This is a genomic window from Streptomyces sp. NPDC001415 (assembly GCF_053597395.1).
Genome location: NZ_JBSFIE010000008.1, coordinates 36,915 through 55,210, shown reverse-complemented (window position 1 = coordinate 55,210; position 18,296 = coordinate 36,915). Strand labels below are relative to the sequence as shown.

Sequence of the window (18,296 nt, the reverse complement as noted above, 5' to 3'; positions counted from 1 at the left end):
ACAGGCATCTTCAGCCCGTCATGGGGGTCCCCCCTGGCCCTTAAGGCCTTGGGGGAGTTTGAGGACGAGCGCCGTTCAGGCGCGATGGGGATCTGGGGCGCAGCCCCAGAAGCTGAACCGGCCAACCCCCTGCACGGGCGGGCGGGTGGAAACCCCCGGGGTCTTGGGCGGAGCCCCAGGAGTTCAGCACCTGCCCCCGCTCCCCGGCGGAGCCCCGGGTGTACGGGCGCGGGGCGCAGGGTGGCAGGTACAGTGCGGAGATCAGCAGACCGTACCGTGAGGCCCCCTCGTGTTGATGCAGACCACCACCCGGGTCCTCGAACCCGGCGACCTCGGCGCGGCGCTCGCCATCCTGGAGAGCGACCCGGTCGCCAACGCCTTCGTGACCTCCCGCGTACAGATCGCCGGCCTCGACCCCTGGCGCCTCGGCGGCGAGATGTGGGGCTGGTACGCCGACGGCCACCTGCGTTCCCTCTGCTACTCCGGCGCCAACCTCGTACCGATCTGCGCGACGCCCGAGGCGGTACGTTCCTTCGCCGACCGCGCCCGCCGCACCGGCCGCCGCTGCTCCTCGATCGTCGGCCCCGCCGAACCCACCGCCCAGCTGTGGCGCCACCTCGAACCGCACTGGGGCCCGGCCCGCGACGTACGCCCGCACCAGCCGCTGATGGTCGCCGAGAAGATGCCCGAGGACATCGCCCCGGACCCGTACGTCCGCCGGATCCGCAAGGACGAGATGGACGTGATCATGCCGGCCTGCGTCGCCATGTTCACCGAAGAGGTCGGCGTCTCCCCGCTCGCGGGCGACGGCGGACTGCTCTACCAGGCCCGGGTCGCCGAACTCGTAGGCTCCGGGCGCTCGTTCGCCCGTATCGAGGACGGCAAGGTCGTCTTCAAGGCCGAGATCGGCGCCGCCACCAACCAGGCCTGCCAGATCCAGGGCGTCTGGGTCGCCCCCGAACACCGCGGCAAGGGCCTGTCGGCCACCGGCATGGCAGCCGTCCTGCGCTACGCGCTCGCGGACGTCGCCCCCCTCGTGAGCCTGTACGTGAACGACTTCAACGCCCCGGCCCGGGCCTGCTACCGACGGGTCGGTTTCCGTGAGACCGGGGCGTTCATGAGCGTCCTGTTCTGAGAGCCCGGGGCTGAGGGCCCGGCTCTGAGGTTAGGGTGCGCCCATGCCTGCTGACTCTGACGTACTGGTCGGACCGCTCGACCTCGCGGCCCGCGTGGACGAGGCCCTCGCCGTACAGGCGGTCGCCTTCGGGCTCAGTGCCGAAGAGGTAGGAGTGCGCCGCCACATCGTGCTGCGGCACCTGTCCTACCCCGGAGCCAGGGCGCTCGGCGCCACCACCTCCCACGGGCGCCTGGTGGGCTTCGTGTACGGCATGCCCAACGACCGGGCCCACTGGTGGTCCACCGTCGTCGAGCCGTATCTGCGCAACAACGGTGCCGAGTGGTGGCTCGACGACTCCTTCGTGATCACCGAGCTGCACGTCCACCCCGCCTTCCAGGGCCGGGGCCTGGGCCGCGCGCTCATCACCACCATCACCGACACCGCCTCCGAACCCCGCTCGATCCTCTCCGCGATCGACACGGAGAGCCCCGCCCGCGCCCTGTACCGGGGGCTCGGCTACGTCGATCTGGCCGGCCAGGTGCACTTCCCGAGCGCGGCCCGGCCGTACGCCGTGATGGGCGCGCCTCTCCCCCTGCTGAGGCACGGCCAAACGGAATTCCGCTGAATGGATTACCGCGCACTCGGGCCGCCCGGCTAACCTCCAGGCATCACCCCGTGCACGTACAGGAGAGAAATCCATGGCAGCCGCCCAGGTTCAGCGCATGTCCCGTCTGATGGCCAAGACACTGCGCGACGACCCGGCGGACGCCGAGACGCTCAGCCACAAGCTCCTGGTCCGCGCGGGATACGTGCGCCGCAACGCCGCCGGCATCTGGACCTGGCTGCCGCTCGGCAAGAAGGTCCTGGACAACATCACCACCGTCGTACGCGAGGAAATGGACGCCATCGGCGCGCAGGAGGTCCTGCTGCCCGCGCTGCTGCCCAAGGACGCGTACGAGGCGAGCGGCCGCTGGGAGGAGTACGGCGACCTGCTGTTCCGGCTCAAGGACCGCAAGGGCGGCGAGTACCTGCTCGGCCCGACGCACGAAGAGATCTTCACGCAGACGGTCAAGGACCAGTGCACGTCCTACAAGGACCTGCCGGTGATGCTCTACCAGATCCAGACCAAGTACCGCGACGAGGCCCGCCCGCGCTCCGGCGTGCTGCGCGGCCGCGAGTTCCAGATGAAGGACTCGTACTCCTTCGACACCACCGACGAGGGCCTCGCCGAGTCGTACGCGCTGCACCGCGCCGCCTACCAGAAGATCTTCGCGCGGCTCGGCCTCGACTACCGGATCGTGTCCGCCGTCTCCGGCGCCATGGGAGGCTCCGCCTCCGAGGAGTTCCTGGCCCCGGCCGCCGCGGGCGAGGACACCTTCGTGGACTGCCCGGCCTGCGAGTACGCGGCGAACACCGAGGCCGTGACGTTCGTGGCCGCCGCGGTCGACGGCTCCGCGCACGGCCCCGTCGAGGAGCTGGCAACGCCCGACACCCCCACCATCGAGACCCTGGCAGCCCACCTGGGCATCCCGGCGTCCGCCACGCTCAAGAACCTCCTGGTCAAGGTGGACGGTGAGATCGTGGCCGTCGGCGTGCCCGGCGACCGCGAGGTGGACCTCGGCAAGCTCGGCGAGCACCTGGCGCCCGCCGTCGTGGAGCTCGTGACCGCCGAGGACTTCGGTGACCGCCCCGACCTGGTACGCGGCTACGTCGGCCCGCAGGGCCTGGAGAAGGTCCGCTACATCGCCGACCCGCGCGTCGCGAACGGCACGGCCTGGGTCACCGGCGCCAACAAGGTGGACACCCACGCCCGCAACGTGGTCTGCGGCCGCGACTTCGAGGTCGACGACTACCTCGACGTCGTCGTGGTCGAGGAGGGCGACCCCTGCCCGTCCTGCGGCGCGGGGCTCAAGCTCGACCGGGCGATCGAAATCGGCCACATCTTCCAGCTCGGCCGCAAGTACGCCGACACCTTCCAGCTCGACGTCCTCGGCAAGGAGGGCAAGCCGGTCCGGGTCACGATGGGCTCGTACGGCATCGGTGTCTCGCGCGCCGTCGCAGCCCTCGCCGAGCAGAGCGCGGACGACAAGGGTCTGTGCTGGCCGGCCGAGATCGCCCCGGCGGACGTGCACGTCGTCGCCGCGGGCAAGGCGGTCCAGACCGAGGCCGCTCTCGACGCGGCCGAGCAGCTGCGCGCCGCCGGGCTGCGGGTCCTGGTCGACGACCGGGCCGGCGTCTCGCCCGGCGTGAAGTTCACCGACGCGGAGCTGATCGGCGTCCCGAAGATCCTGGTGGCCGGGCGTCGCGTGGCCGAGGGCGTCTTCGAGCTGAAGGACCGCCGGACGGGGGAGCGCGAGGAGCTCCCGCTGGCCGAGGCGATCGCCCGCCTGAGGTCCTGACGGCCGGGTCTTCCCCACCCCGCCCCTTCCCGCTGTGACACTCTGCGGCTCCGCCGCGTGGCCTCCCGGGGGGGAGGGGCGGCGGGGTGCGCTGGGGCTCCGCCCCAGCCCCCGGTGGCCCCACCCCGCCCCTTCCCGAAACCCGCCGGGGGGTGAGATGTCCGCGTGCGGCCCGGTGGTCGTTCCCTGGGGCTCCGCCCCAGACCCCGTTCGCGCCTGAAGGGCGCTCGTCCTCAAACGCCGGACGGGCTGAAATGCCCCGATGTGGGCCAGCATGGACGCTGCTAGGGGGCGCGGGGCTGTGACACGTGCGGCTGCGCCGCGCGGGCGCGACCAGCCACGGCACCGCTAGGGGCGCGGGGAACTGCGCGACCAGCCACCCACGGTCCGCGCGACCGACGGCACACCCACTCCACCCCCCCATCCGCCGGAGGCTTTCGGGAAGGGGCGGGGTGGGGCGCCTTCGAGGTCTGGGGCGGAGCCCCAGCGCACCCCCCCTGGCCACACCCCCGCTGCCGGGCGGGCCGGTTACAGCCAGCCCGCGAATTCCAGGAGTAGTTCCGCGTCCCGGTCGCGGCCCGCCGCACGGGCGCGCAGGCCCGATTCCACGGCCCGGAACAGCGTCCAGCCGTGCAGCCGCGCGGGATCGACGTCCAGCGAGTCGGCGAGTTTGTTGACGCGGCGGCGGGCCGCGGACGCCCCGCTCGGCGCCGCGATCAGGTCCTCGACACGGTCGCGCACCAACCGGGCCAGGTCATAGGCCCGTTCACCCACCAGCGGCTCGGGCCCCACCGTCAGCCACGGCGCCCGCTCGCCCGAAAGCACCTTGCTCTGCCGGAAGTTGCCGTGCAACAGCACCAACTCCGGTTCCGATGCGGCGAGTTCGTCGCGGGACGCCAGCGCCGCCGAGACGAGCGGGGCGAGTTCGGCGTCCTGCCGCGCCCGCATCGGCACGCTCTGGCGCTCGGTGCGCTCGGCCACCGTCTCGAAGGCGTGGCCGCCCGGCGGCTCGACCCAGAGGCGCCGCACCGTCCCGGCCGCTTCGAGCAGCGCCTTCGCCTCGGGCAGCGAGCGCAGCGACACCTCGGGGTGCAGCCGCTCCAGGAGCAGCGCGTCGTCGGGGGCCTCGTCCTCCATCAACCGGGCCGCGCCCCAGCCGTTCCAGTGTGCCAGCGCCGCGCGCTCCAGGTCCGGGCGGGCGAAGGCGGGGGCGACCTTGAGGGCGGCCGGCGTGCCGTCCGGACGGCGTACGAGGATGACCAGACTGGAGCGGCCGCCCGGCGCCTGCACCCGGTCTACGGCGAGCCCGCGCCGGGCCGCCGACTCCTCGGCCAGCTCCGGCAACCGGTCGAGCCAGGGCCCGGCCAGCGTGTCCCCGTACGTCTCGCCGAGCGCGCGTACCAGCCGCTCAGGCGGTTCGAAAGCCATGCGTGTATTGCCCCTTGCTCAGGTACTAGCCGGTGGAACTCAGGTACTGGCCGGTGGAACCGGTGCGCTCGGGCGTTCCGCGAGCCCAGGAAAGGCTACGCTCCCGCCCCGCCAGCGAACGGCCCGCACCGCCGCCTCCCGCAGCGCACCGGCCGCCTCCTGGCGCAGCGGTCCCTGGGCGGCCCGGACGAGGTCCGAGTAGACGTCGGCGACCCGGTCCTCCAGGTCCGCCGCGAGGCGCAGCGCGGCGGCGGCGTCCGGCACGGCGAACGGCAGGGCGTACGCGGCGGCCGCCGCCACCGGCGATCCGCCCAGGTCACGTACCGTACGGGCCAGCCAGTCCCGGCGGGAGCGGTGCGCGGTGTAGGCGTCGCGGGCCTCGGCGGCGCGGGCATCGGAGAGCCGGCCACCGAGCACCCCGTACCCGTACACCGCCGCGTGTTCGGCGGCCAGCGCGGCCTGTGCCGCGGTCTGTGTCGCGTGCGGGGCCTGAGCCATCAGGCGCCCCCGCCGAGGAGGAAGGCGTGCCCCGCGTTGGCCGCCGCGACCGAGGCGAGCAGCCGGGCGAGCTCCGGCGGCGCGGTCGCCAGGGCCGCCAACTGGGCGTCGGAGGTGCGCCGTTCGGCCTCCGCGAGCTGCTTGAGGGCCTCGTCCGCGTCGGACGCGGACGTCGAGACCGCGGCCGGGGCGGCGGGGGACGAGGAGGGGGCGGCGGTCGAAGCCGGCGCGAGGGCCGTGGTGTGCTGGGCCGCCTGGTCGCGCAGCGGGGCGAGCCGGTCCCGCAGCGTCGGATGCATCGCGAGGACCGCGTCGTACTGGGTGACAAGCGCCCGGCTCGTGGCCGAGGCCGTGGCGCGCAGCGCGGCCTCCGCGCGGGCAGCCGTCTCGCTCGCCTCGGTCGCCGAGCCGCGCGTACCGACTTCGGAGCCGTCGCCCAAGCAGCCGGCCAGCACGCCCGCGGCCGCCGCTCCCGTCACGGCCAGCACACGCCTCCGCGTGGTCCCCGGGTGCCGCACGTGTCTCTCCCCTGTGTGCCGGTCCGCCGGTGACCGAGTGATCACCGCAGGCGAGCGTACCCGCGGGCCCCGGGCCGTGGACGGCAACACCCTCCGGGACCGGATACCCTTTGATCTGACGGCGGCGGTCCCATGACGGCCGCCGTACGCGACGACGATCCCCACAACAGCAGACGCGGCCGAGGAGTCACCCGGATGAGCACGACCCAGAGCGACAGGCTGCGCGGTCTCCTTGAGCCGCTCGTCAGCGCGAAGGATCTGGACCTCGACGAGATCGAGGTGTCCCGGGCGGGCCGCCGGCGGGTGCTGCGGATCGTGGTCGACTCCGACGAGGGCGTGGAGCTGGACACCTGCGCCGAGCTGAGCCGGGCGGTCTCCGAGCTGCTCGACGAGAGCGACGTGATGGGCGATGAGGAGTACGTCCTCGAAGTGACGTCTCCGGGCGCCGAGCGCCCGCTCACCGAACTCCGCCACTACCTGCGCGCCACCGGCCGGCTCGCCCGGCTCCAGCTGCACGACGGCGGCGAGCTGGTCGCGCGGATCCTCAAAGCCGACGACGACGGCATCGACGCCGAGATCCCGGGTGTGAAGGGGCGCAAGCCCACCGCCCGCCGGATCGCCTTCGCCGAGATCGCCAAGGCGCGGGTCGAGATCGAGTTCAGCCGCAAGGACGGAAAGAACGAGATCGCCGAAGACAGCAAGAACGACATCCTGAACGACATTCAGAACGAAGAGGAGGCGTAGCCGTGGACATCGACATGAGTGCCCTGCGGGGTCTGGTCCGGGAGAAGGAGATCTCCTTCGACCTGCTGGTCGAGGCGATCGAGTCGGCGCTCCTCATCGCCTACCACCGCACCGAGGGCAGCTTCCGGCGTGCGCGCGTGAAGCTCGACCGTGAGAACGGTCATGTCACGGTGTGGGCGAAGGAAGACCCGGCCGACCTCGAAGAGGGCCAGGAGGCCAAGGAGTTCGACGACACCCCGTCGGACTTCGGCCGCATCGCGGCGAGCACGGCCAAGCAGGTCATCCTGCAGCGGCTGCGCGACGCCGAGGACGACATCACCTTCGGTGAGTTCGCCGGCCGCGAGGGCGACGTCATCACCGGCGTCGTCCAGCAGGGCAAGGACCCCAAGAACGTGCTGGTCGACATCGGCAAGATGGAGGCCATGCTGCCGGTGCAGGAGCAGGTGCCGGGCGAGGAGTACACGCACGGGCTGCGCCTTCGTACGTACGTCGTACGGGTGGCGAAGGGTGTGCGCGGTCCTTCGGTGACCCTGTCGCGCACCCATCCGAACCTCGTCAAGAAGCTGTTCGCCCTTGAGGTCCCGGAGATCGCCGACGGTTCGGTGGAGATCTCCGCGATCGCCCGTGAGGCCGGTCACCGTACGAAGATCGCGGTGCGCTCGACGCGCAGCGGCCTCAACGCCAAGGGCGCCTGCATCGGCCCGATGGGCGGCCGAGTTCGCAACGTCATGGCCGAGCTGCACGGCGAGAAGATCGACATCGTCGACTGGTCGGACGACCCGGCCGAGATGGTGGCCAACGCGCTGTCCCCGGCCCGGGTCTCCAAGGTCGAGGTCGTGGATCTCGCGGCCCGTTCCGCCCGGGTGACCGTGCCGGACTACCAGCTCTCGCTCGCCATCGGCAAGGAAGGGCAGAACGCCCGGCTCGCCGCCCGCCTCACCGGCTGGCGCATCGACATCCGCCCGGACACCGAGCAGCCCACCGAGGACTGACCGGCCCGACGGGAATAAGAAGTGGCCCTGACCCCGTTCTGGGGGGCAGGGTTAGCTTTCTGGACAACAACCGTTCGATTTTTGCCCCAAAGGGGTGAGGTCGGTACGGGGAGGTAGACTTAAACGTGTCTGGCCGGACGCACGCCCGCGCCTGCCCTGAGCGAACCTGTGTGGGATGCCGGGAGCGAGCGGCCAAGAGCGATCTGCTGCGCATCGTGGCGGTCGAGGGTGCTTGCGCCCCTGATCCTCGCGGTACGCTGCCCGGCCGGGGTGCATATGTACACCCCGCCTCGGTCTGTCTCGACCAGGCGGTCCGCCGCCGGGCGTTCTCCAGGGCCTTCAAGGTCAAGGAAGCGCTCGACACCGCGGCACTGCGGGAGTACGTCGAGCAGGCAGCAACGTAAGAAGAAGTACGGCACGGAATCCCGTGCGGTCAGGTACCTCGCGAGTTGGAAGTAGGTCGAGATTGCGATGAGCACTCGATGAGTACGCGATGAGTACGCCCATGAAGTAGCGACGGTCCGGCGGTAACCCGGACCTAAAAGGAGCGAAGTGGCTAAGGTCCGGGTATACGAACTCGCCAAGGAGTTCGGGGTTGAGAGCAAGGTCGTGATGGCCAAGCTCCAAGAACTCGGTGAATTCGTCCGTTCGGCGTCCTCGACGATCGAGGCGCCGGTTGTACGCAAGTTGACTGACGCACTGCAGGGGCCCGGCGGCAACGCCGGCAAGTCCGCTGCCAAGCCCGGCGCGCCCCGCAAGGCGACGCCGGCCAAGCCCGCGGCGCCCTCCCCGGCCGCTGCGGCACGTCCCGCTGCCCCGAAGCCCGGCGCCCCGGCCCCCAAGCCGGCCCCCGCCGCGCCTGCGGCCCCGGTCACCCCGGCCGCCCCGGTGAGCAGCACCCCCTCTCAGGCTCCGGCCGCCTCGGGCCCGCGCCCGGGTCCGAAGCCCGCCCCGGCCAAGCCGGCCCCGGTCACCCCGGTGCCCGCCGCCGAGTTCTCGGCTCCGGCTCCGGCCCAGCCCGCGGCGCCCCAGGCCCCGCGTCCCGCCGGCGCCACCCCCGGTCCCCGCCCCGCGTCCCGTCCGGCTCCGGCCGGCGGTCAGCGTGACGGTGGCCAGCGCGATGGCGGCCAGCGCGGCGGCGACCGTCCGGCCCGCCCCGCGGGTCAGGGCGCTCCCCGTCCGGGCGGTGCCCGTCCGGCCGGTCCGCGTCCCGGCAACAACCCCTTCACCTCTGGTGGCTCCACCGGCATGGCGCGCCCGCAGGCGCCCCGTCCCGGCGGCGGCGCGCCCCGTCCCGGCGGTGCCGGTGCGCCCGGTGGCGCCCCGCGTCCGCAGGGTGGCCCCGGCGGCGCTCCGCGTCCGCAGGGTCAGGGCGGCGCCCGTCCGAGCCCGGGCGGCATGCCCCGTCCGCAGGGCGGCGCACGTCCCGGTCCCGGGACTGGTGGCGCCCCGGGCGGTAACCGTCCGAACCCCGGCATGATGCCGCAGCGTCCGGCCGCGAGCCCGCGTCCCGGCGGCGGCCCCGGTGGCCGTGGTCCCGGTGGTCCCGGTGGCCGTCCGGGTGGCGGCGGCGGTGCCGGTCGTCCCGGTGGTGGCGGCGGCTTCGCCGGCCGTCCGGCCGGTCCCGGTGGCGGCGGTCGTCCCGGTGGCGGCGGCGGCTTCGGCGGCCCCCGTCCGGGTGGCGGCGCTCCCGGTGGTGGCGGCGGCTTCGGCGGTCGTCCCGGTTTCCAGGGCCGTCCCGGTGGCCCGGGTGGCCGCGGTGGCACGCAGGGTGCCTTCGGCCGTCCCGGCGGGCCCGCCCGTCGTGGTCGCAAGTCGAAGCGTCAGAGGCGCCAGGAGTACGAGGCCATGCAGGCCCCGTCGGTGGGCGGCGTCATGCTGCCCCGCGGCAACGGACAGTCCGTCCGCCTGTCGCGCGGTGCCTCGCTGACCGATTTCGCCGAGAAGATCGGCGCCAACCCGGCGTCGCTCGTCGGCGTGATGATGAACCTCGGCGAGATGGTCACCGCCACGCAGTCCGTCTCCGACGAGACGCTGAAGCTCCTCGCCGACGAGATGAACTTCATCCTCGAAATCGTCAGCCCCGAGGAGGAGGACCGCGAGCTGCTTGAGTCCTTCGACATCGAGTTCGGTGAGGACGAGGGTGGCGAGGAGGCTCTCGTCGCGCGTCCGCCGGTCGTGACCGTCATGGGTCACGTCGACCACGGTAAGACCCGCCTTCTGGACGCGATCCGCAAGACGAACGTCGTTGCGGGCGAGGCCGGCGGCATCACGCAGCACATCGGTGCGTACCAGGTCGCCACCGAGGTCAACGGTGAAGACCGCAAGATCACCTTCATCGACACCCCGGGTCACGAGGCGTTCACCGCCATGCGTGCCCGTGGTGCGAAGTCCACCGACATCGCGATCCTCGTGGTGGCGGCGAACGACGGTGTGATGCCCCAGACGATCGAGGCGCTGAACCACGCCAAGGCGGCCGACGTGCCGATCGTGGTCGCGGTCAACAAGATCGACGTCGAGGGCGCCGACCCGACCAAGGTGCGCGGTCAGCTCACCGAGTTCGGTCTGGTGGCCGAGGAGTACGGCGGCGACACGATGTTCGTCGACATCTCCGCCAAGCAGGGCCTCAACATCGAGTCCCTCCTGGAGGCCGTCGTCCTCACCGCCGACGCCTCGCTCGACCTGCGGGCCAACCCGGAGCAGGACGCGCAGGGCATCGCGATCGAGTCCCACCTCGACCGCGGCCGCGGCGCCGTCGCGACCGTCCTGGTCCAGCGAGGCACCCTGCGGGTCGGCGACACCATGGTGGTCGGCGACGCGTACGGCCGAGTCCGCGCGATGCTCGACGACAAGGGCGAGAACGTGGAAGAGGCGGGTCCCTCGACCCCGGTCCTCGTCCTCGGTCTCACCAACGTCCCGGGCGCCGGCGACAACTTCCTGGTCGTCGACGAGGACCGTACGGCCCGTCAGATCGCCGAGAAGCGTGCCGCCCGTGAGCGCAACGTCCGCTTCGCCCGCAAGGGCGTGCGGTTCTCCCTGGAGAACCTGGACGAGGCCCTCAAGGCCGGTCTGGTGCAGGAACTCAACCTCATCATCAAGGGCGACGCGTCCGGTTCGGTGGAGGCCCTTGAGGCCTCGCTGCTCCAGCTCGACGTCGGCGACGAGGTCGACATCCGCGTCCTGCACCGCGGTGTGGGTGCGGTCACCGAGTCCGACATCAACCTGGCGACCGGCTCCGACGCCATCGTCATCGGCTTCAACGTCCGCGCCGCGGGCCGCGCGGCGCAGATGGCGGAGCGCGAGGGTGTCGACGTCCGGTACTACTCGGTGATCTACCAGGCCATCGAGGAGATCGAAGCGGCCCTCAAGGGCATGCTCAAGCCGGAGTACGAAGAGGTCGAGCTCGGCACGGCGGAGATCCGCGAGATCTTCCGCTCGTCCAAGCTGGGCAACATCGCCGGTGTGCTGGTCCGCTCCGGCGAGGTCAAGCGCAACACCAAGGCGCGCCTGCTGCGCGATGGCAAGGTCATCGCGGAGAACCTCAACATCTCCGGGCTGCGCCGCTTCAAGGACGACGTCACCGAGATCCGCGAAGGCTTCGAGGGTGGTATCAACCTCGGAAACTTCAACGACATCAAGATCGACGACGTCATCGCGACGTACGAGATGCGCGAGAAGCCGCGCGGCTAGTCCGCGAGGCTGACCCGTACCTCAGCAGTCGGGGCCGATCGGCGGGAAGATATTTCCGTCGATCGGCCCCGGCCGTTCCGGTACGGTTCTTGATGTCCCTGCCAAGCTTTTGGCGGGGTCCTCTAACCCGTACCGGCGGGACATCCGGACATACATGTATGTGGGGACGCTGTCCTTCGACCTGCTCCTCGGCGACGTACGGTCGCTGAAGGAGAAACGCTCCGTCGTCCGGCCGATAGTCGCCGAACTCCAGCGCAAGTACGCGGTGAGTGCGGCCGAAGTCGGCGACCAGGATCTGCACCGCAGGGCCGAGATCGGCCTCGCGGTGGTGTCCGGGGACACGGGGCACCTCACAGACGTACTCGACCGGTGCGAGCGGCTCGTCGCCGGCCGGCCCGAGGTGGAGCTGCTGTCGGTGAGACGCAGGCTCCACAGCGACGAAGACTGAACACCGAGCAAGGCTTGAGAAGGAGAAGGACCAGTGGCCGACAACGCGCGGGCGAAGAAGCTGGCGGACCTCATCCGGGAGGTGGTGGCCGAGAAGCTGCTGCGTGGCGTCAAGGACCCGCGCCTGGGAACGCACGTCACCATCACCGACACCCGGGTCACCGGCGACCTGCGGGAGGCCACGGTCTTCTACACGGTGTACGGGGACGACGAGGACCGGGCGGCCGCCGCCGCGGGACTTGAGAGCGCCAAGGGCATCCTGCGCTCCGCCGTCGGCTCCGCCGCCGGCACCAAGTTCACGCCCACCCTGACGTTCATCGCGGACGCGCTCCCCGAGAACGCCAAGACCATCGAGGACCTCCTCGACAAGGCGCGGGCCTCGGACGCCGCGGTGCGCGAGGTGTCCTCGGGCGCCAAGTTCGCCGGTGACGCCGACCCGTACAAGAAGCCCGGCGACGAGGACGACGCCTCCGCATGAGCACCGCAGCAAAGACGCCCGACGGCCTGGTCATTGTCGACAAGCCGTCGGGCTTCACTTCGCACGACGTCGTGGCCAAGATGCGCGGCATCGCCAAGACCCGCCGCGTGGGCCACGCGGGCACCCTCGACCCGATGGCGACCGGCGTGCTCGTCCTGGGCGTGGAGCGGGCCACCAAGCTCCTCGGTCACCTCGCCCTGACCGAGAAGGAGTACCTCGGTACGATCCGGCTCGGCCAGGACACCATCACGGACGACGCCGAGGGCGAGATCATCTCGTCGACCGACGCGTCCAAGGTGACCCGCGAGGGCATCGACGCGGGCGTCGCCGCGCTGACCGGCGCCATCATGCAGGTGCCGTCCAAGGTCTCCGCGATCAAGATCGACGGCAAGCGGTCCTACGCGCGGGTGCGCGGCGGCGAGGAGTTCGACATCCCGGCCCGCCCGGTGACCGTCTCCTCGTTCCGGGTGTACGACGTCCGCGAGGCCGTCGCCGAGGACGGCACCCCCGTCATCGACCTGGTGGTCTCCGTCGTCTGCTCCTCCGGCACCTACATCCGGGCGCTCGCCCGTGACCTCGGGGCCGGGCTCGGCGTGGGCGGCCACCTCACCGCGCTGCGCCGCACCCGCGTCGGCCCCTACGGGCTCGATGCGGCCCGCACCCTGGACCAGCTCCAGGAGTCGCTCACCGTGATGCCGGTGGCCGAGGCCGCGGCGGCCGCGTTCGCCCGCTGGGACGTCGATGCCCGGCGCGGCTCGCTGCTGCTCAACGGCGTACGCCTGGACATGCCGGACGAGTACGAGACCGGGAAGGCGGTCGGGGTGTTCGGGCCCGACGGTAAGTTCCTGGCGCTGGTCGAGAGCCAGAAGGGCAAGGCCAAGAGCCTCGCCGTGTTCGGCTGAGACACAGGCGCTGAGACACAGTTCCGACACCCACCGTGGAGCGGGCGGGGCGGCCCGCTCCACGATCCCCCTCGCAAGGGGTCTATCCGCACCGCCTGGGGGATTCACCCCTACGAGCAGGCGCTCGGAGTGAACCACGGGAGCGCAGGGGGGCGCTTTCCCTCGACGTTCTTCTCGGGCGGATCACCCCAGAACTACCGTTTCGGACATGGAACGCGGGGCTGGGGGAGAGGGCGGGGAGACGCTCGTACGGATCTGTGATCTGGCCGGGCGGACCCGCGGGACGGGGTTCGTCGCGGACGACCGGGGGACCGTCGTCACCAGCCACGAAGCCGTCGACGGGCTGACCCGCGTGGTGCTGCACGCCCCCGGCGAGCGGACCTGGCTGGCCGAGGCCGACGACCTCACCTCCCTGCCCGAGGCCGGCCTCGCCCTGGTGCGCACCGACGGGCTCGGGGTGCGCCCGCTGCCGATCTCCGCGCGCGCCGACATCCGTACGGGCACCTATGTGCGGGTCGCCGCCCACGGGTGGCGCGAGGCGCGGGTCCTCGGCACCTCTCCCGTCACCTACACCGCCACCGATCGCTTCCATCTCCTGGGCGGCGTACTGGAGTTGGCGATCGGGACGGCCGGCAGTGAGGCCATGCGGCTCGGCGGCGAAGCCAGCGGTGGGCCCGTCGTCGATACCGTCACCGGGGCCGTCCTCGGGGTGGTCGGGACCGCGCTGCACGCCGCCCACCAGGCCTCCGGCTTCGCGGTGCCGCTGCGCGCCGCGCAGGGGCCGCTCGCCGAGCTGCTGCGGCGCAACGCCGCCACTGTGCCCGCCTACGGTCGCGATCTGAACCTGGCAGGGGCGCTCCAGCTCACCGCCACCTCCGTGGGCTCCGTAGGCGGCCCCGGCGGGTGGCAGGACCCCGTTGAACGACGTTCCACGCTCAGGGAGTTCGGGTCCTTCTCCACCGGCGACGCCCTCGTGCTCGGTCTCGTCGGGGACCCCGGCACCGGGCGCACCACCGAGCTCGCCGCGTTCGCCCGCCGCCGGGCGCGCGGCGACGAGCCCGCGCCCACGCTGTGGCTGCGCGGCGCCGACCTGCGCGCCGACGACGCCTCGGTGGCCGACGCGGTCGACCGCGCACTGGCCCAGGCCGCCCGGATCGTCGCCGCCTCCCCGCCCGGCGGCCAGGAGGCGGCCACCCCCGACCGGGTGGCGCGGCTCGCCCGCGAGGCCGGGCGGCCCCTGCTCGTCCTGCTCGACGGGCCGGAGGAGATGCCGCCCCTGCTCGCCCACCGGCTGGCCGCATGGACCGCCGGGACCGTGGACTGGCTCGGGGCGGTCGGGGCGCGCATGGTCGTCGCCTGCCGGCCCGAGCACTGGGAACAGGCCGGGGCGCACTACCCCCGGGGCGTCCTGCACCCCGCCCCGCTGCCCCGCCTTCCGGACGCCGTGCGCATCGGCGACCTGGGGCGCAAGGAGGCCGCGCGGGCCCGCGAGCGCTACGGCATCCCCGAGGGCGCGCTCCCCGACCGCGACGCCCGCCACCCGCTCACGCTGCGGCTGCTCGCCGAGGTGCGGGCGGCGCTGCCCGGCGAGGTCGACGGCAAGCCGGACCGCGAGGACGTCTTCTCCGCCCACCTGGACCTGATGTGCCTGCGGATCGCGGTACGCGTCGCCGCCTCCGCCCGCCCGCCGGTGCGCGGCAGCGCGGTGCGCAGACTCGCGGCACGCGTCGCCGGGCAGGTGCACGAGGCGGCCCGGCGCTGTCTCGGTCCCGGCCAGGGCGAGCTGGACCGCGAGTCGTTCGAGGAGATCTTCCCCTGGCGTACGGGATCGGCCTCCGCGGTGCTCACCGAGGGCCTGCTCGTGCCGGCCGGGTCCGGCTACCGCTTCGCGCACGAGGAGCTCGCCGACTGGGTGCAGGCGGCCCACCTCGACCTGGACGCCGCGCTGTACGCCCTGGTGCACCGCTGGTACGACGAGAGCGACCCAGGGACCGTCGTACGGCTCCCCTCGCGCCCCGCCCTCAGCGCCGTGCCGCACGGCCACGTACCGCCCCCGCCGGGCTCGGGACCCGCCCCCGCCGGGCGCTCCCTGCCGGTGCCGCGGCACCGCATCGGGCCCGTCCTCGAAGCCCTGCTGCTGCTCGGCAGCCAGCAGGGCTCCACTCAACTCGCCCTTAAACTCAAGGAGTTGGTGGAAGTCCTGGACCGCACCCCGGCGGCGGGCGCCGGCCACGACCGGTTCGCGGACGCCCAGTGGTGGGCGGTCCGCCTCCTCACCGAGACCCTGCTGAGGGTTCCCGACGTACGGCCCTACCAAGAGGTGCTGCGCCTGCTGGCGGACCGGATCAGCCGCCGTTCCGTACGGGAGGGCGGCCCGGCGCACCTCGGTGCGCTGGGGGAGTTCGGGCCCTGGTTCTGGATGCGGCTGCGGCTCAGCGACGACCGCAGGCTCGAACTGCTGCGCCGGCTGGTGCCCGCCGACGGGGTGCCGGGGGCCTCGCCCGGCTGGGAGCGCTACCTCGACGCCGTCGACCGGCGGCTCGCCGTCGAGCCCAGGACCGTACAGCCGCTGCTCTGCCGCTGGTTCACCGACGAGCGGCCGCTGCCCGTGGCGCCCGGGACCGATGTGCGGCCCACCGTCGCGCGGGCGGCACAGGCCCTGCTGTATGCGAGGCGGGCGCTGGCCGTCGACGACCTCACCGAGGCGCTCGTGGCGACCGCCCACGTCCGCGCCGACGAACTCCTCACCCAGCTCGCCGAGGACGAGCCGTCCGCGCTCTGCCGGGCCGTGGACCGCTGGGCCCACGACGACCGGCCGGAGCGGCGCGCCGCGGCCGCCACCTACGGGCCGCGCGTCGCCCTCGGCATCCGTACCGCCGCCGACCGCGAGCTGCTCCGCTACGCGGCCCTCGCCCTGCTCGCCCGCCCGACGGACACCGCACTGCACGGCGCCGCGCTCGCCCTCCTGGTCCGCGACCCGCGCACCCGCGGGCGCCACCTCGACGAGGCGCTCGCCGTGTACACCGCGGGGGACGCCAGGTTCCCCGCGTCCGCGCTCGCCGCCGCCCTCACCACCCATCCCGAGCCCGTCCTCGCCGCCTTCCAGGCGCGGCTCCACCGGGGCGGCGCCGGGGCCGCCGACGTCCTCGACGCGCTCGCGGAGATCAACACCCCGGCCCTCGCCCGGCGCGCGGCCGCCCTAGTCCAGGACCACGTCGAGCACCACCCCGAGGCGGCCGGGCACGCGGCGGACTTCGTGGACCGGCGCCTGGAACACGGCCCCGCCGCCCGCGCGGTGCTCTTCCCCATGGTCACCAGCCTGCTGCGCGGCCGCGCCCATCCCGTCCGATCCGCGCTCGCCCCCGTCCTGGCCGCCCCCGGCACCCGGGCCTCGCGCCCGCTGCGCTCCGAGCTGCTCGACGTACTCCTGGAATTCGAGCGGTACGAATCCCGCGACCTGGCCGTCCTCGACGCGCTGCTCGGCGCCGCGGCGACCGGCTCGGCGGAGCGGGCCGAGGCGCGCACCCGCGACCTCGTGCACCGCACGGGGCTCCTCTTCGTCCGGACGCCCGAGGGCGCGGCCCGCTTCGACCGGCACCTGGTCGAGCTGTGCCAGGAGGTCCCGGGCTTCGCCGCGCAGGTCGCCGGATGGCTCCTCCAGGCGCCGCAGGAGTGGGCCGCGGTGGTCGGCCCGAGCGCCCGCCGCACGGTGGAGACGCTGGGCTCCCCCATGCCGATGCGATCCCGGGCGGCCGGGCATGGCAGTCTTAGACCTGCATAACGCATAAGAACCTGTGTCTGAACTGACGCGGGCTCTCAGGGTCAACGACGTAAACAGGTTCGAGGAGCGGTCACAGTGCAGCGCTGGCGTGGCTTGGAGGACATCCCCCAGGACTGGGGACGCAGCGTCGTCACCATCGGCTCCTACGACGGGGTGCACCGCGGACACCAGCTGATCATCGGGCGGGCCGTGGAGCGCGCCCGCGAGCTGGGCGTGCCCTCCGTCGTGGTCACCTTCGACCCCCACCCCAGCGAGGTCGTGCGCCCCGGCAGCCACCCGCCGCTGCTCGCCCCGCACCACAGGCGCGCCGAACTGATGGCGCAGCTCGGCGTGGACGCGGTCCTCGTCCTCCCCTTCACCAGCGAGTTCTCGAAGTTGTCGGCCGCCGACTTCGTGGTGAAGGTCCTGGTCGACAAGCTGCACGCCAAGCTCGTCGTCGAGGGCCCCAACTTCCGCTTCGGCCACAGGGCCGCGGGCAACGTCGAGGTCCTGGCCGAGCTCGGCCGCACCTACGACTACGACGTCGAGGTCATCGACCTGAGGGTGCGCGGCGAGGCGGGCGGCGGCGAGCCGTTCTCCTCCACGCTGACCCGCCGCCTGGTCACCGAGGGCGACGTCGAGGGCGCCGCCGAGATCCTCGGCCGCCCGCACCGCGTCGAGGGCGTCGTCGTGCGCGGCGCCCAGCGCGGCCGCGAGCTCGGCTACCCGACCGCGAACGTCGAGACGCTGCCGCACACCGCGATCCCCGCGGACGGCGTGTACGCGGGCTGGCTCACCGCCGACGGCGAGCGGATGCCCGCGGCGATCTCGGTCGGCACCAATCCGCAGTTCGACGGCACCGAGCGGACGGTCGAGGCGTACGCCATCGACCGGGTCGGGCTCGACCTGTACGGGCTGCACGTCGCCGTCGATTTCCTCGCCTATGTGCGGGGCATGGCCAAGTTCGACTCCATCGAGGACCTGCTGGAAGCGATCGGCAACGACGTGAAGCGGTCCACCGAGCTGATCGAGGCGTACGAGGCCGGGCGGGACTAGCCCCCTTTCGGCCGATGCCACTTGATCAGGTCAAGCACCGGTCAATCAGTGGCCTGAAACCGTCCAAGACCCGGCATCCATTGCGCATGGGGGCAGGGTATGGGCGGTTTTCGGCGTACTGGGACTGCTGCGCCGCGCGTAGGGCCGGAGACGACCTGAAGCGGCTCGGCGACGACGCGGCGGGCCCGGGGAAGAAGGCGTGGAATGGGTTCGAGGGTCTCTTCTGAGAGCGCGGGGCCCGCGAAGCTCCCTCTCCTGGGCACCTCC

15 protein-coding genes are annotated in these 18,296 nt (G+C 72.8%); 12 read left to right on the top strand and 3 right to left on the bottom strand.

Features of this window, described 5'->3' with window-relative positions; translation table 11 throughout:
• The first annotated feature begins 289 nt into the window (after positions 1–289).
• The 3 genes from ACWC2B_RS13015 to ACWC2B_RS13005 all read left to right on the top strand — a co-directional run bounded on the left by ACWC2B_RS13015 (position 290) and on the right by ACWC2B_RS13005 (position 3,516).
• Positions 290–1,135 carry a GNAT family N-acetyltransferase gene (locus ACWC2B_RS13015; RefSeq protein ID WP_450716533.1) on the top strand — a complete coding sequence of 282 codons (846 nt, stop codon included), beginning with the start codon at positions 290–292 and terminating at the stop codon, positions 1,133–1,135.
• A gap of 43 nt (positions 1,136–1,178) precedes the next feature.
• Complete coding sequence (locus ACWC2B_RS13010; protein ID WP_450716532.1) at positions 1,179–1,742, top strand: GNAT family N-acetyltransferase; 564 nt, start codon at positions 1,179–1,181, stop codon at positions 1,740–1,742.
• A gap of 73 nt (positions 1,743–1,815) precedes the next feature.
• Positions 1,816–3,516, top strand: a complete 1,701-nt coding sequence (locus tag ACWC2B_RS13005; protein WP_450716531.1) for a proline--tRNA ligase — start codon at positions 1,816–1,818, stop codon at positions 3,514–3,516.
• A gap of 528 nt (positions 3,517–4,044) precedes the next feature.
• On the opposite strand, the gene ACWC2B_RS13000 is transcribed toward ACWC2B_RS13005, so the two are convergent.
• From ACWC2B_RS13000 to ACWC2B_RS12990, 3 genes are read right to left on the bottom strand one after another with little or no spacing between them, the layout of a single operon-like run.
• Positions 4,045–4,944, bottom strand: a complete 900-nt coding sequence (locus ACWC2B_RS13000) for an aminoglycoside phosphotransferase family protein (RefSeq protein ID WP_450716530.1) — start codon at positions 4,942–4,944, stop codon at positions 4,045–4,047.
• Positions 4,945–4,983: 39 nt separating this feature from the next.
• On the bottom strand, positions 4,984–5,442 hold the full coding sequence (locus tag ACWC2B_RS12995) for a ferritin-like domain-containing protein (protein WP_450716529.1): 459 nt from the start codon (positions 5,440–5,442) through the stop codon (positions 4,984–4,986).
• A complete protein-coding gene (locus tag ACWC2B_RS12990) occupies positions 5,442–5,930 on the bottom strand; it encodes a hypothetical protein (protein WP_450716528.1) in 489 nt (162 codons plus the stop codon). Before ACWC2B_RS12990 ends, ACWC2B_RS12995 begins: the two co-directional genes overlap by 1 nt.
• Positions 5,931–6,155: 225 nt before the next feature.
• Between ACWC2B_RS12990 and rimP the strand changes: the two genes are divergently transcribed.
• The 9 genes from rimP to ACWC2B_RS12945 all read left to right on the top strand — a co-directional run bounded on the left by rimP (position 6,156) and on the right by ACWC2B_RS12945 (position 18,029).
• The gene (gene rimP / locus ACWC2B_RS12985; protein WP_450716527.1) at positions 6,156–6,704 is read left to right on the top strand and encodes a ribosome maturation factor RimP; all 549 of its coding nucleotides are present in this window, start codon (positions 6,156–6,158) and stop codon (positions 6,702–6,704) included.
• Between the two features lie 2 nt (positions 6,705–6,706).
• Positions 6,707–7,696 (top strand): transcription termination factor NusA, encoded by a 990-nt coding sequence (gene nusA, locus ACWC2B_RS12980; protein WP_053728946.1) that lies wholly within the window; start codon positions 6,707–6,709, stop codon positions 7,694–7,696.
• A 125-nt stretch (positions 7,697–7,821) separates the two neighbouring features.
• The gene (locus ACWC2B_RS12975; RefSeq protein ID WP_078966750.1) at positions 7,822–8,100 is read left to right on the top strand and encodes a YlxR family protein; all 279 of its coding nucleotides are present in this window, start codon (positions 7,822–7,824) and stop codon (positions 8,098–8,100) included.
• A 148-nt stretch (positions 8,101–8,248) separates the two neighbouring features.
• Positions 8,249–11,386 carry a translation initiation factor IF-2 gene (infB, locus tag ACWC2B_RS12970; protein ID WP_450716526.1) on the top strand — a complete coding sequence of 1,046 codons (3,138 nt, stop codon included), beginning with the start codon at positions 8,249–8,251 and terminating at the stop codon, positions 11,384–11,386.
• A gap of 154 nt (positions 11,387–11,540) precedes the next feature.
• Positions 11,541–11,834, top strand: coding sequence for a DUF503 domain-containing protein (locus ACWC2B_RS12965; RefSeq protein WP_114041264.1), 294 nt, complete (start codon positions 11,541–11,543; stop codon positions 11,832–11,834).
• 33 nt (positions 11,835–11,867) lie between these two features.
• On the top strand, positions 11,868–12,311 hold the full coding sequence (gene rbfA, locus ACWC2B_RS12960; RefSeq protein WP_450716525.1) for a 30S ribosome-binding factor RbfA: 444 nt from the start codon (positions 11,868–11,870) through the stop codon (positions 12,309–12,311).
• A complete protein-coding gene (gene truB / locus ACWC2B_RS12955) occupies positions 12,308–13,213 on the top strand; it encodes a tRNA pseudouridine(55) synthase TruB (protein ID WP_450716524.1) in 906 nt (301 codons plus the stop codon). The genes rbfA and truB overlap by 4 nt, the downstream gene beginning before the upstream one ends.
• 208 nt (positions 13,214–13,421) lie before the next feature.
• On the top strand, positions 13,422–16,994 hold the full coding sequence (locus tag ACWC2B_RS12950; protein ID WP_450716523.1) for a trypsin-like peptidase domain-containing protein: 3,573 nt from the start codon (positions 13,422–13,424) through the stop codon (positions 16,992–16,994).
• 75 nt (positions 16,995–17,069) lie between these two features.
• Positions 17,070–18,029 (top strand): bifunctional riboflavin kinase/FAD synthetase, encoded by a 960-nt coding sequence (locus tag ACWC2B_RS12945; protein ID WP_450716522.1) that lies wholly within the window; start codon positions 17,070–17,072, stop codon positions 18,027–18,029.
• The last annotated feature ends 267 nt before the right edge of the window (positions 18,030–18,296 follow it).